Origin of the sequence: Acinetobacter sp. YH12251 (genome assembly GCF_013417465.1) — a bacterium.
GTDB lineage: Bacteria > Pseudomonadota > Gammaproteobacteria > Pseudomonadales > Moraxellaceae > Acinetobacter > Acinetobacter amyesii.
In genome coordinates, this window is sequence record NZ_VPDZ01000005.1 from 46,272 (window position 1) to 60,677 (window position 14,406).

Annotated in this window: 15 protein-coding genes; 6 read left to right on the top strand and 9 right to left on the bottom strand. The window is 40.2% G+C overall.

All coding sequences use genetic code 11. The annotated features are described in order from the left end of the window. Positions 1–19: 19 nt before the first annotated feature. The 9 genes from FTV27_RS05360 to FTV27_RS05400 all read right to left on the bottom strand — a co-directional run bounded on the left by FTV27_RS05360 (position 20) and on the right by FTV27_RS05400 (position 9,580). On the bottom strand, positions 20–346 hold the full coding sequence (locus FTV27_RS05360) for an RnfH family protein (protein ID WP_180077386.1): 327 nt from the start codon (positions 344–346) through the stop codon (positions 20–22). Then, positions 346–1,428: a hypothetical protein gene (locus FTV27_RS05365; protein ID WP_180077388.1), complete on the bottom strand. Its 1,083-nt coding sequence runs from the start codon at positions 1,426–1,428 to the stop codon at positions 346–348. The genes FTV27_RS05360 and FTV27_RS05365 overlap by 1 nt, the downstream gene beginning before the upstream one ends. A gap of 142 nt (positions 1,429–1,570) precedes the next feature. Continuing rightward, positions 1,571–2,026 carry a bacteriohemerythrin gene (locus FTV27_RS05370; protein WP_078190032.1) on the bottom strand — a complete coding sequence of 152 codons (456 nt, stop codon included), beginning with the start codon at positions 2,024–2,026 and terminating at the stop codon, positions 1,571–1,573. Positions 2,027–2,289: 263 nt separating this feature from the next. Further along, positions 2,290–3,138, bottom strand: a complete 849-nt coding sequence (locus tag FTV27_RS05375) for a class II glutamine amidotransferase (protein ID WP_180077489.1) — start codon at positions 3,136–3,138, stop codon at positions 2,290–2,292. Between the two features lie 209 nt (positions 3,139–3,347). Continuing rightward, on the bottom strand, positions 3,348–4,256 hold the full coding sequence (gene argB / locus FTV27_RS05380; RefSeq protein ID WP_078190033.1) for an acetylglutamate kinase: 909 nt from the start codon (positions 4,254–4,256) through the stop codon (positions 3,348–3,350). A 10-nt stretch (positions 4,257–4,266) separates the two neighbouring features. Further along, positions 4,267–5,691, bottom strand: a complete 1,425-nt coding sequence (locus FTV27_RS05385) for a phosphomannomutase/phosphoglucomutase (RefSeq protein ID WP_180077390.1) — start codon at positions 5,689–5,691, stop codon at positions 4,267–4,269. Between the two features lie 562 nt (positions 5,692–6,253). Beyond that, positions 6,254–6,706, bottom strand: a complete 453-nt coding sequence (gene dut / locus FTV27_RS05390; RefSeq protein WP_078193106.1) for a dUTP diphosphatase — start codon at positions 6,704–6,706, stop codon at positions 6,254–6,256. 64 nt (positions 6,707–6,770) lie between these two features. Then, positions 6,771–8,810, bottom strand: coding sequence for a UvrD-helicase domain-containing protein (locus tag FTV27_RS05395; protein WP_078193107.1), 2,040 nt, complete (start codon positions 8,808–8,810; stop codon positions 6,771–6,773). A gap of 137 nt (positions 8,811–8,947) precedes the next feature. Continuing rightward, positions 8,948–9,580, bottom strand: coding sequence for an OmpA family protein (locus FTV27_RS05400; RefSeq protein WP_078193108.1), 633 nt, complete (start codon positions 9,578–9,580; stop codon positions 8,948–8,950). 247 nt (positions 9,581–9,827) lie between these two features. Between FTV27_RS05400 and FTV27_RS05405 the strand changes: the two genes are divergently transcribed. From FTV27_RS05405 to FTV27_RS05430, 6 genes are all read left to right on the top strand, one after another. Further along, positions 9,828–10,751 carry an acyltransferase gene (locus tag FTV27_RS05405; RefSeq protein WP_180077392.1) on the top strand — a complete coding sequence of 308 codons (924 nt, stop codon included), beginning with the start codon at positions 9,828–9,830 and terminating at the stop codon, positions 10,749–10,751. 15 nt (positions 10,752–10,766) lie between these two features. Continuing rightward, complete coding sequence (locus FTV27_RS05410; RefSeq protein ID WP_373687145.1) at positions 10,767–11,831, top strand: preprotein translocase subunit SecA; 1,065 nt, start codon at positions 10,767–10,769, stop codon at positions 11,829–11,831. A 125-nt stretch (positions 11,832–11,956) separates the two neighbouring features. Next, a complete protein-coding gene (gene minC, locus FTV27_RS05415; protein WP_078193110.1) occupies positions 11,957–12,676 on the top strand; it encodes a septum site-determining protein MinC in 720 nt (239 codons plus the stop codon). Positions 12,677–12,741: 65 nt separating this feature from the next. After that, positions 12,742–13,554, top strand: a complete 813-nt coding sequence (gene minD / locus FTV27_RS05420) for a septum site-determining protein MinD (protein ID WP_067670152.1) — start codon at positions 12,742–12,744, stop codon at positions 13,552–13,554. A 2-nt stretch (positions 13,555–13,556) separates the two neighbouring features. Further along, a complete protein-coding gene (gene minE / locus FTV27_RS05425; RefSeq protein ID WP_078190039.1) occupies positions 13,557–13,829 on the top strand; it encodes a cell division topological specificity factor MinE in 273 nt (90 codons plus the stop codon). Positions 13,830–14,115: 286 nt separating this feature from the next. Beyond that, positions 14,116–14,403, top strand: coding sequence for a PA4642 family protein (locus tag FTV27_RS05430; protein WP_067766167.1), 288 nt, complete (start codon positions 14,116–14,118; stop codon positions 14,401–14,403). Positions 14,404–14,406: the final 3 nt, after the last annotated feature.

Here is a 14,406-nt window from a genome sequence, read left to right on the forward strand (position 1 = left end):
CTAAATTTAGGGGTTTTTTTTATAAGTACAATTGCTTGAAACGATTGCCTCGACAATAACGGCCGACGGGATTTTTCTTGGCGCGATTACGACGAATATCTTTCGGATTAATGGTTAATGCACGATAGATTTCGACGCGATCACCTGCTTCAAGTAACTGAGATGAATCGCTTACACGCGCCCCGAAGATTCCTAGTGTTAATACTTCTGGTAAATCCACTTGTTTTCGAATGCCACTTTGCACAATAGCATCTTCAACCGTCATACCGGGATTAAAGCTCAGCGGAATTAATATCTGCTGTTCCACGCTCGCATAAGCGACCCATACTTGTAACTGAGCGGTCATTAGAATAACTGCCCAATCACAGCCACCAATGCCAATATTATTGACAAGGGCACTACGATACGTACGGCAATACGCCAAATATTATAAAAGGTTTCATGACTGAAGTTCATTGACTTACGTAGATGACTAATCTTCATAATCCAACCTGCGAAAATCGCATAAATCAGACAAATAATTAAGCCCCAAATCAACAAGGCAATATTAAATACTGGAACAACAGTGCTCAGTGCCCATACAAAAACCGCAACCAATAAAATCGCCCATTGCACCACTACGGCCAATTGGCGTTGTTGTAATTGTTCACGTGCCATTTGAATCAGCAATGCTGAAGCAGCAACCAAACCCACAACCAGTGCTAAAGCAGGTACTTGTGCTTTTGCTGCGAAAAAGGCAAAAGCAATCACTGCCAAGAGTTGAGCGATCCAAATTGGAAATACCGTTTTGCTTGCAATCTCTTGTTGCTTCACGGCTGGCAAACTTGACTGCCAGTACAAGCCCATCCCCAAACCACTTGCTACGAGCGCCAAGACAGTTGCATTGCCCCACTCACTAAATTCGAGTGTAGTCATTTTCCATTCTGGCAATGCCGTTCCCATAACATTCGCCAAGACCACTGCAGCAATCACACCAATAGCGGTCAAAATCACTAAAAATTGGCGTGGTACAAACGACAATGCAAATGCAATGACCGCAAGGACAGCCAAAATAATGCTATAGGCAAAGCCATTAGCTGTAAAAATTGCCACATATTGCGACGCGGCTGAAAGCATGGCACCTGCTAAAAATGGAATAAATACTACGGCAAGCCAACCGACTACACGCCATTTGGGTGAAGCATCCGCATCACGTGTTAGCGAAGACAGTGCTTGAACTGCTGTAATTTTTGAACGTTTTGCTAAAGCAATTTCCAAATAACATAGCGGTAAAGCTAAAATAAGCATTGTACCTAGCCACAACAGCCAGAAATCTAGCTGACGTTCAATTTGAATACCTGTTACCGGTGCTAAAGTTGCAATAATGATAAAAGATAAACAGAACGCCATCAGTGGCGATAACCATTTCGACATCGCATTGTCCTGCATGACAAATTCCTTTGAAAATTCTAGCGCTATTTTGCCTTGCTGTGCCTTGAAAATCAAAAACAAAAAGCAAATCACCTTAAAGGTGATTTGCTGCGCAAATAATATTATTAGATTTTAATTGTTTTTATTTCATTTTTTGAGGTTATGAAAAGAAACGTGCAAACCAATTTTTGCCTTTTTTCTTTTCTTTTTCTTTGATGATACCCATCATATTTTCTTTAACCGCACCGACATAATCAGCATCATCGTGCTGAATATGGTTAATCAGCCATTTTGAAAGCACTTCATGTAATTCATTTTCAATCGCATGCCCCATTTCAAAACGGTCGCGGTAAGATTCAATTTTTTTAATAAATAAATCATGTACGCGTTTATGTGGCACACGATATTTATAACCCGCTTCTTCTTGTAAAGATTCTTCGAAGGTAAAATGTGATTGCGTGTAATCAATAATGTTTTCCAGAATTTGTTTTACACGATCACGATCTGTATTTGCGTCAATGCCATCAATTTCATTGATGTAGTCAAGAATCCGTTTGTGTTGATCGTCAATCACATCGATACCAGTATTGTATTCTGGAACCCATTTCATTTTCATTACGACCACCTATAAATATGAAGGACTTATCACGTAAATTTCATCATATAATTAAAGGACTTAAATAAAAATGAAGTAAAAAGGTTGGTTTTAATTGAAATACTGCTATTTATAATGTAATCAATTGTTTTTATTATGTTATTTTATTTAATCCCGAGTATAAAGCTAAGATATTTTTTAATCAATTCAATATCTTAGAAAATACCCTTAATTCAATAAAGTGTAAGATATTCATTTTTATAATGAATATCTTTCATTCAAAATTAATACTGATCTGCACGCGTGACGCGTTTTAAAGATGGGTCCAGCCGCTCACGTTCTAAACGTTCAACAACCGTCTTTGCAGCACGTATCGGACGGCCATGTTGAAATAAAATCATTTCACCCGGCTCAAATGCTGTCCAAACTTCGTTTTGCGTTAGGGGTTCAGTGGTAATCACGGCAACACGGTCTTCAGGCGTGGTGACTTCACTAAAATCGACTTCAACATCAATATCAATCAACTGTGCAGGTTGAAATGGGAACTCTCGAACCAACCAATGCAGCTTGGTAATCGCATAACTAAATAGCGCCTGCCCATTCGACAAACAAAAATTAAAGGTGCCATGTTCCGCAATTTTCGGAGAGATTTCTAATAACAGGTCAAACACCTGATCGAGTGTTGGTTCGGTATAACCAAAACGTTTCACCATTTGCTCAAGCAAATAGCAAAAGGCCAATTCACTGTCGGTATTGCCGACGGGAGTGAAGCGCCCCGTGAGCTCGGGCTGAAAGCCATGCAGGTCGCCATTATGCGCAAAAATCCACTGTCTGCCCCACAATTCACGACTAAATGGATGTGAGTTTTCAAGATTAATTTTGCCTTGTGTCGCTTTACGAATGTGTGCAATCACATTGCGAGATTTAATCGGGTAGTTTCGGATCAGCTCAGCAATCGGAGACTCTACAGCAGATTGATTGTCGACAAATAAACGACATGCTTTATCTTCAAAAAAAGCGATACCAAAGCCATCACAATGATCTGAGGTAATTCCTGCTCGCTGCGAAAATCCCCGAAACGAAAAAGTAATATCGGTAGGAGTCGCACAATTCATTCCGAGCAGCTGGCACATATCGATCATTTCTGCAGTAAATCTATGATTTCTCTATTGTGCATGACAGTTTTAGTTGTTGTAAATCTAAAATCGGCGCCATTATAAGAGTTTTTATAATCCAACAGGGCAAATACTTTATTTGATCTTTTCAAATGTCACTTAGCCAACTGATAAATAATAAAAAAGCCTCAAAAGAGGCTTTTTTATATCAAAAAATGCTAAGTATCTTAAGCTTTTTTCACATTGGTTCGATTGGTGATTAAAGTCCCCACACCATGATCTGTAAAGATTTCAAGTAATGTTGCATGAGGTACACGACCATCAACAATATGTGCGCTGATTACGCCACCTTTGACTGCATCTAATGCACAGCCAACTTTCGGAATCATGCCGCCATAGATCACGCCAGTTTCAATCAAACGATCGACTTCTTGGGTTGTTAACCCAGTCAGCAGATTTTTATTTTCGTCTAAAACACCCGTGATATTGGTCAATAAAATTAGCTTTTCCGCACCCAATGCTTCCGCCACTTTACCTGCAACCAAGTCAGCATTGATGTTATAGGTATTGCCGTCTTCGTCTACACCTAATGGTGCAATCACAGGAATAAAATCGCTTTGGGTAAACATTTCAAGTACGTCAGTTTTCACACCAACCACTTCGCCAACTAGACCTAAATCAATCTGTTTTACTGAACCATCTTCGGCAGTTTTTTCCATCAATAATTTTTGCGCACGGATCAAATTACCATCTTTACCCGTTAAACCAATTGCACGGCCACCGTGTTTATTGATTAAGTTCACAATCGATTTGTTCACGCTGCCGCCCAAGACCATCTCGACAACTTCCATCGTTGCAGGATCAGTCACGCGCATACCGTCGATACGATCAGACTCACGGCCTAATTGTTTGAGGAATGAATCCACTTGTGGACCACCGCCATGTACCACAATCGGGTTTAGACCAACCGTTTTCAGCAATACGATATCACGTGCAAATGAACTCTCAAGCTCAGGATCGGTCATGGCATTACCACCATACTTCACTACCAGCGTCTTACCCGCAAAACGTTGAATATACGGCAAAGCTTCCGTCAGGATTTGTGCTTTGTCGATGCCAGTATGTTGATGTGGCATTTGCCTCTCCTTATTGAGCATCTGGAATGTCATGAGCAATGTCTGGATAGTGCTCAACTAACATGGAAACAAACAGATCTCGTATTTCTTTTAAGCGTGCTGATGAGTTGGCATCAAAGCGTAAAGTGAAATACTCACCTGTATTCGATGCTCGAATGATGCCAAATCCATCATCAAAATCAAGGCGTATTCCATCAATTTTACTGATTTGTGCCGGAATTCGCGCAGAATTGGCTTCAACCTGCTTTAAAACTTCCGCTGGATCATGCTGATGCGTACTGACATATAAATCTTCGGTACTAAAGCGCTCCGGATATTTCGCCAAAGCTTCTGACAATGTCAGTTCTTGAGCCTGAATATATTCTATAACTCTTAGTGCAGCATATAGACCATCGTCATAACCGCCGCCGCGGCCGTCATTAAAAACATAATGCCCTGCGTACTCTCCGCCAAAAACCGCTTTGCCTTTAGATTGGGAAATATATTTTCGCAAGAAACTACTGCCCGTTCGAATCATGACAGGCTGCGCATCTAAATCGCACACGGTATCTCGAATCATTGTTGAACATTTCACATCAAATACCACTTCTGCATGTGGTTTTTGAGTCAAACAAATTTCAGCAAATAAACACAATAATCGATCTGCAGAAACCACTTTGCCAGATTCATCAATCAGCACTAAACGATCACCATCACCATCTAAAGCAATGCCAATATCGGCTTGTTGTTGCTTTATAGCTTGGCGAAGGTGAGTTAAATGTTTGAGCTGTGATGGATCTGGAGCATGATCAGGGAAATGTCCATCGGCTTGGCAACGTAATGCCAAAACTTCACAGCCTAATTTATTTAATAATAAGGCTGCACAATGCCCAGCTGAACCATGCATGCCATCGATCACAACTTTAAGTGGTTGCTGTAAATGAATGTCATCTAAAATAAATTTCTGATAGGCCAAACAATATTCAGGCTTGATTTCGTGTGGCTCAATTTCAGTCATCAAATGCACACGTTCCGATGAAAAACAATTTCGTGCTTCGACTGCAACGTGTTGAATCATCTCTGGACAAGGTGGCTCACCTTTGATAATCCACTTGATACCATTATCTGATTTTGGATTATGGCTCGCCGTCACCATAATGCCATTGCCTTGAAATTGTCCCGCAATAAAATACAACATCGGGCTTGAGCAGCAGCCAATAATTTCCGCTTCAAGGCCAGCCTCATGGCAGACTTTTTGAATTATTTTTGCATAGGTTGGACTGGTTAAACGCGCATCATAGCCAATGGCAAGTCTCTTTTGCCCTACATCTAAATATTGTTTGACTAAGCCACAAGCAATTGACTGAACTAAATCAGCATTTAAGAGCGATATTTTCCCGCGAATGTCATATGCACGAAAAATATGTTGCGGAAAGTGACTAAACAGTGAACCCATACTATGTTCTTCTAATTACATCTTTATTAATTAAAAAATCTAAAATTCTATTGAGAATTTAAGCTTTTAATTAAAGGATAAAATCCTGAAAAAAAGTGTAGCTTTTTTATAACAAATTTAATTAACAATCAATTAATAATATTTAAATACTGATCTAAAAATTACACTCACATTTATCCAATAATTTATTTTTAAAATTAAATCAATACCTTACATTAATAAAAATATCAATTTATCATTTAGTCTTAAATATTTTACTTTTCAAATATTTTTGATTATTTATTTAAATGTGTATAAATATAGTAAATCGATCAAATTTAAACCAACACACAAAATTCTAATTATTCTTTACCCTCACCCCCTAAAATATAAACCAAGTAAACTCATCAGAATTAAAAATCCTAATAAGATCCAAAATACTCTAAATATAGATTTGAATTTGAATAAATTAAAATTTAAATAAAATGATATAAATAAAAACCATCACGAGGATGGTTTTTTATTCGCTACTTGATTGTAGGCATTTACTTGTCAACACACTGGAGCAAAAGTCTCGCGCTGATTAGTTTTTACCTGTATGACCAAAACCGCCTGCACCACGTTCAGTGGCTTCAAACTCATCTACAATATCAAACTGAGCTTGTACAACTGGCACTAAAACATATTGTGCTAAACGCTCACCCGGCTCTAGGCTAAATGCAGTTTGGCTACGGTTCCAAACAGATACCATCAATTCACCTTGGTAATCTGAATCAATCAAACCAACCAAGTTACCCAACACGATTCCGTGTTTATGACCTAAGCCTGAACGTGGCAGAATTAAACCTGCATACTGCGTATCTTCGATATAAATCGATAGGCCTGTTTTTACCAGAACAGTTTGACCCGGTTCAATCACGGTGGTTTCTTCTACACATGCACGTAGATCTAGACCTGCCGAACCTGCTGTTGCATAAGTTGGCATTGGCCATTCCGTACCTAAACGTGTGTCGAGAACTTTAACTTGAACTTTCATGGTTCATTCCTGTTTCAATAAAACGAATTTCAAAAAATAAATAAAATATTCCACGCTTTAAGCTTTAACGCTTAATCAGCGCGCGTAAATTTTCTAAATAATGCTGTGCTTGCTGTTTAGGATCGATATCCCCTGCCAGCTTTTTCTTGCGCCCTAACCACTCCAATTCATCTTGTGGCAGTTCGTCCAAGAAACGGCTTGGTGTCATTTGTCGCATTTGACCACCGGCTTTACGCTGCTCTGCAAGAGTCATGGTTAAACCTTGACGTGCACGAGTAATCCCCACATACATCAGTCGACGTTCTTCCTCAACCGTGTCGGCAGCAATGGAGTTTTTATGCGGTAGAATTTCTTCTTCCAGACCAATCAAATAAACGAATGGAAATTCCAGACCTTTCGACGCATGAAGTGTTAACAAATTGACTTTATCGGTGTCTTCTTCTTCTTGTTGCTGTTCTAACATATCGAGCAGCACCATTTTACGAATCACACTTTCAATGTTCTTTTCATCTACATCTTCAGCGCGGTTTATCAAACTTTGAATACTGCTATATAGCACTTCAATATTATCCAGTTTGGTTTTTTCCTGTGCAGGTGTAGCTGCAGATTCTTTAACATAGTCGATATAACCTGCTTCAATCATCATGCGACGAATGATCGGAACAGGTTCATCATCTTCTAATAATTCACGAGTAAAGGTCGAAATAAAGTCCGCAAATTCGGCCAATTGGGTTGTGGCTTTTTTCGGAATCGCCATGCTTAAGCGCTGGTCACCTGCTGCACTGAGTAAGGATAAATTACTTTCCTGCGCAAATAAGCCAAGCTTTTCCAAAGTCACAGGACCAATCGCACGTTTTGGCGTATTGATAATTCGTAAAAATGCACTGTCATCTTCAGGGTTGATGATCAAACGTAAGTAGCTCATCAAGTCCTTAATTTCAGCACGAGCGAAGAAAGACTGACCACCCGATAATTTATACGGGATCTGCATTTGGCGTAGCTGTGTCTCTAGAGCACGCGCTTGGAAATTACCACGGTATAAAATGGCGTAGTCTTTCCAATTTTTACCGTTCATCAGCTTGTGTGTAATCAAGTCTTTTACGACGCGTTCTGATTCATCATCGTCATTACGACAAGTAATCACGCGGATCACTTCACCATGGCCTTTATCTGACCAAAGCTTTTTATCGAAAATATGTGGGTTATTGCCAATAACTGTATTGGCAGCTTTTAAAATACGACTGGTCGAGCGATAGTTTTGCTCAAGCTTAATCACTTTCAGATTACGGAAATCTTCCTTCAATAAAGCCATATTCTCAGGCTTAGCACCACGCCATGCATAAATCGATTGGTCATCATCACCTACCGCGGTGAACTGTCCCATGACACCCACGAGTAATTTCACCAAAATATATTGCGCGGTGTTGGTATCTTGATATTCGTCGACCAATAAATAGCGGATTCGATTCTGCCAACGATCACGCACTTCTGCATTTTCTTGTAATAAGCGCGTCGGCATGACAATCAAATCATCAAAATCCACAGCATTGTAGGCACGTAAATTACGCTCATACAGTTGATACAGATGTGCAAACTGAACGTCTTCTGCTGTTTCACAGGTGGTATGCGCTTGCTCAGGTGGAATCAGATCGTTTTTCCAATCTGAAATCATTTTCATGGCTTTGGCAATCAGCTCTTTACTTTCTGCACCGGATAAATTGTCGCGATGCATTAAGTCCATCAAAATGCGTTTGCAGTCATCTGCATCTAAAATTGAAAAGTTATTTTTTAGCGGTGTATTTTTTAATTCCAAACGGAGCATGTTTAGCCCGAAGTTATGGAATGTAGAAACCGACAGCCCTTTTGCCTCTTCACGGCTCATCAGCTTCGTCACACGCTCTTTCATTTCACGCGCAGCTTTGTTGGTAAAGGTCATCGCGGTGATACGGTGCGCAGGAATACCACAATGCTTCACCAAGTAGGCAATTTTACGGGTAATCACCGATGTTTTGCCTGAACCTGCCCCTGCAAGTACTAACAAGGGTCCTTGAGTGTATTTCATTGCTTCAAGTTGCTTGTCGTTCAACTGACTTGCCAGTGACATAGTCTTTCCTCTTATTAATTCGAGGATGATTATAGTCATCTGAAACGATCTTGCCTAATGCAAAATGTATTTTATCGGTCATTAAAAATGCCATAAAAAAAGCCACCCGAGGGTGGCCTTTCGTTTCGAACTAAAACTTATTTAGTTTCGTAAACTGAGATTTCTACGCGACGGTTTTGTTCACGACCTGCAGCAGTTGAGTTATCCGCTACTGGAGAAGTTGAACCGTAACCACGTGCAGTAATACGAGTTGAAGAAATACCTTGAGACGCTAGGTAGTTTTTCACTGAGTTTGCACGGTTTTGAGAAAGTGGGTTGTTGATCGCATCAGTACCAGTGTTATCTGTGTGACCGTGTACAACGATTGCAAGTTTGTTTGCAGTACCGTCTTCACGCAATACTTTAGCAACATCATTCAATGCAGATTGGAACTGAGATTGAATAGTTGAAGAGTTAGTTGCGAAAGTTACTGATGGCATAACAAGGTTGATCGAACCATCTGGATTACGACCTACGTCAACACCAGTACCAGCCAATTCTTGTTTAAGACGTTTTTCTTTCTTATCAAGAAGAAGACCTGCACCACCACCAACTACAGCACCAATTGCAGCTGCTTGACCCATTTTGTCTTTATCAGCATTAGAATAAGCAATACCAGCGCCTAAAAGAGCACCTAGACCAGTACCGATTGCTGCTTTGTCATATTCCATGTTTTGACAACCAGTAAGTGCCATTGCCCCAACTACTGCCGAAATTACTAGTGCACGCATTGCATGCCTCCTTCTTTGTGTTTTGTTGTATGGTTGAAATGATGAAGTAAAACAAATGGCTGAACCATTGATTTTTTGTTAATAATAAAACGTTTAGTTACAATTTGTAATATGAATACGAGATTTATTTGTTAATTCCATCACAATTTCTTCACAGTTCTGCAGATGCCCTTTTTTATTTAATCAACTCGAACTATATTTACTAGAATCAATCATTATTTGGACAATTTCCGCTAGGACTTTTTATATGTCATCTCAAACAAATAAGCAACCGACACTAAAAAAAATTAGCAAAGGACTTACCGTCGGTTCTGTTATGACAGGCAGTACTTTTTTCCATGGTCCTCCTGTTTTAGCCCTTGGTCTAATCAAACTCTTTAAAAAATCAAAAAAGGTTGATGAAACCAACATAAAAATTACCAACAGTTGGCTCACGGTCAATAACTGGTTAATTGATCACGTTTTACCCAACACAAAATGGGATATCACCATCGATGAAGGCCTCGACTTAAATTTGCATGGTCGCTATCTCATGACCTGTAACCATCAGAGTTGGGTCGATACGACAGTCAACCAATATTTTGGTTTAACTCGTATGCCACTGACGCGTTTCTTTACCAAATGGGAACTCATTTTCATTCCATTTGTTGGACAAGCTTTTAAAATTTTAGGCTTCCCAATGATGAAACGACACAGCAAAGAACAAATCGCGAAAAATCCTGAACTTAAATATCGAGATATGGAAGAAGCGCGTAAATCTTGTGAACAGTTATTGAGCCAGCCTTTTACCCTGCTGAACTATTTGGAAGGCACTCGCTTTACCCCTGAAAAACATGCGCAACAGCAATCACCGTATCAAAACCTTCTTAAGCCGAAAGCGGGTGGTTTAGCACTGGCACTCAATATTTTAGGGGATCAAGTTGATGCTCTCGTAGATATGACCATCGTCTATCCAAATGGTGCACCAGGTTATGGCGAATTTTGGCTCGGTGAAGTTCCGCGTATCGCCGTGGATTTACGTAAAATTGAAATTCCAACGTGGGTGCATGGCGGAAACTATGAAGATGATGCAGAATTCCGTGAAAAATTTCAGCATTGGGTAGATGAGCTGTGGACGGAGAAAGACCAACTCATTACTCGTATGAAAGCTAAATACTCAGTTACTGAATAATTAAGAAGAAGTTTTATGTCGCAGAACAGCATGCCGCAAAACAAGAAATCTAAATATCATCATGTCAATCCAAACAGTTGGTCATTCAAACTGTTTTTGATTTATGACATTTTCATGGTGTTTATTATTGTTTTTAACTTGTTCTGCCTGTGCATGAACTTTTTCCTCATGAGCAATCTTGGCAGTTGGTTCTTTAACAGTATCCACCTGCCCGATGTGCTGAGTTTTTACCGTGAACATTTACATCCATGGGTGATTACTACCGAAGCGTGGTTCATTATCTTTTTGATTGTAGAATTGTTGGTACGTTGGGCGATTGCTATCATCAACAAGCACCATCAACGTTGGTTCTTCTTCCCGTTTATTCATTGGTACGAAATTTTAGCCATTGTGCCGCATTTACGTTTCCTGCGTTTATTTCGTGCGGGCGTGATTGCGTATCGACTATATGAAATGGGTTATCAGATCGTGCCATCGGCATGGCAAAAGAAAGCTTTGTTTTATTATCGTGTGGTGATGGAAGAACTGTCTGATCGAGTAGTACTTACCGTGTTAGATGGTGTTAAGCATGAGCTCAATACCAGTACAACCCATAAAGACCTAATTAGTAATCTTGTGCAGCATCACCGTGAGATGTTCACCCAAGTTTTAGCTGAGATTTTGCAAGAAAATTTAAGCAAAGAGCTACGTACTGAACGTGAATTGATCGCCAAAAATGTCGGACAAATCGTCAGTCAGGCCATCGAAGACACTCCAGAACTCACGCAGCTATTGCGCTTAGTGCCAATCGTTGGCAGCCGCATTGAACAGCAGATTCAAAGTATCGGGCAACGTTTAGGTGAAAATATTACCCAAGGTTTAATTTCCCCATTGGCTTATCCCAATACATCGACGGCTCAAAAACCCAATCTATATTTAGACATTTCACAGCGTGTTAGCCGTATTGAAATCGAAAATAATGTCCAGCTGGATGAGTTGGTTCGCTCTGCGGTTTTTGAAAGTCTAGAGGCTATTCGTAAGCAAGTGAAAGTAAAACAGTGGCAGCAGATTATGCAGGAACAGGACCAAGCTACAGAATAAACACTTAGTCAAAAATAATTGCGAACTCCGCTAGAGTATTCATGCAAATTGTTCTAGGATTTGCTCTATTTACAACATAACTACTTCGGCACAAAAGTAATAGTTAGAAGTCTCAAGGATTCAATATGGCTGATATACGGATAAAAGGCAAAATGGTCAATGCGATTCGCATTCACCTCGATACCAATGATCATGATGCGATCCGCCAGCAACTTACTCCAATGTTCCAAAAGGCTTTTCCACCCGGAACATTAGCCGTGATTGAAAGTACGGTTGATCAAGAACTAATTGCACTGATTCAACTACTTATTAGTATTGAAATTCAACCGATTGGTGTCACTGAAGGTCCGCTATCGGACCAAGCACGTGCTATCCAATTTCCCGTAGTTCCTGCGGATCGCAAACTACAACAAGTTAAACCGACACGCGAACAAGTGGTTGAAGAACCCGCGCCTGCAGAAGAAAAAACCGAAGATAAAATTGCTGCAGTCGAAGTACCGACCATTCGTCATGCTACGTCGTATCACAATGAAATCTTGCGTACAGGTCAATGTTTAGTCCAAGACCATGGCGATATCATTATTAATGCTGGTATTAATAGCGGTTCAGAAGTAATTGCTTCAGGAAATATACATATTTATGGTAGTGCTCGTGGTAGAGTCATTGCCGGAGCTGGTGGGAACACGGCTGCACGTATTTTCTGCCATTCATTAGAAGCTGAATTGGTTTCAATTGCAGGGACTTACTGTGTCGCTGATGACATTCCACCTCATGTGGTCAAACAGCCAGTACATATTTATTTGAATGACCAGCAAGAGCTAGTATTTGAAGCTTTGCAATTTTAATGTATAAATAATCACCAAACCCCTAATTAAAAAAGGGGATTTAAACCATAACAGGAGTGGATTCGGTGGCGAAAATTGTTGTCGTAACATCAGGTAAAGGTGGCGTAGGTAAAACAACTACAAGCGCATCTTTTGCAACAGGTTTAGCCCTTCGCGGCCACAAAACTGTTGTGATCGACTTTGATGTGGGTTTACGTAACCTTGACTTGATCATGGGCTGTGAACGCCGCGTTGTATATGACTTTGTAAACGTATTGAATAACGAAGCTCGATTACAACAAGCGCTTATTCGCGATAAAGATATTGAAAATCTCTATATTTTGCCAGCATCTCAAACACGTGATAAAGACGCGTTAACAGATGAAGGTGTAGCTCGTGTAATGGACGAACTTTCTCAAGAGTTTGATTACATTATTTGTGACTCACCTGCGGGTATCGAACGTGGTGCAATTTTAGCAATGTATCATGCTGATGAAGCGATCATTGTGACGAACCCAGAAATTTCTTCGGTACGTGACTCTGACCGTATTATTGGTATGCTCGACAGCAAAACCAAAAAAGTAGAACAAAACGAAGGTCGTATCCGTAAGCATCTCTGTATTACACGTTTCAATCCAGAACGTGCGGATAAACAAGAGATGTTGACGATTGATGACATTTCAAAAGATATTTTACGCGTACCGACTTTAGGTGTTATTCCTGAATGTAAAAGCGTTTTACAAGCATCGAACGAAGGTAAACCAGTGATTCTGTTTACAGAAGAAGCGGCTGGCCAAGCGTATGATGACCTTGTTGCACGTTTCCTTGGTGAAGAGCGCCCTTACCGTCATATTACGGTAAAACCTAAGGGTTGGTTAGCACGTCTATTTGGAGCGTAATCATGGCAGGATTCTGGAGCAAACTTTTTAGCAGCGACGAGAAACCGTCAAGCGCACAAACGGCAAAAGACCGTTTAAAAGTCATCGTGGCATCTGAAAATGGTTTAGGTAAACGCCTCAGCCAAGATAAGATTGACATGATGAAAAAAGAAATCATGCAAGTAGTAAACCGCTATGTTCGTGGTGTAGATGAGCAACATATTCAAATGTCTGTTCGTTCTGAAGCGAATATTGAAATGCTTGAAATGAATATCAATTTGCCTGAAGAACGTTAATCTGAATTCTGATTAGCCAAGTAAATTGAATCAAGGCAAAATGTGAGGCTGGATCAGTAAAGCGCTGCTTTACCCAGCCACAAGACGAGAAGCTTTGCTTCGAGTGGGCTGGATTAGTTTTATTCCTGTGTTAGATCAAAAGCTTTGCTTCGAGTAAACGGGATAAAAAAATAACTTTTGATCCAACCATAAAATGAGTCGCTTAACTTAGAGATGGCGAATAAAACCATTTTACTTGCGTACTCATTTTTGCCTTTTTGTATTTTATACCAGCAAGGAGATTGCGATGGCATTATCTCAGCCAGCAACGTTCAACGAAGAATGGTCAGATGAGCGTGTTTTTGCCTACCTTACTCAGCTTCCTCCTGAAGGAGTGAATGGCGACTTTCACGTGCTTTACCATGCTTTCAAACATATGCGTCCAAATGACTATGAGCGTCTTTTGACTCAATTCGTTGCCGATGGCCGTGATGTGAACGCAACTAATCCTGAAGGTCAGCGTATTCATGACGTGATTGCTCAATATCCACGTCAAAGCGCAGGTTTCCTCGAAGTATTGGCAAAATTTGCTTAATTT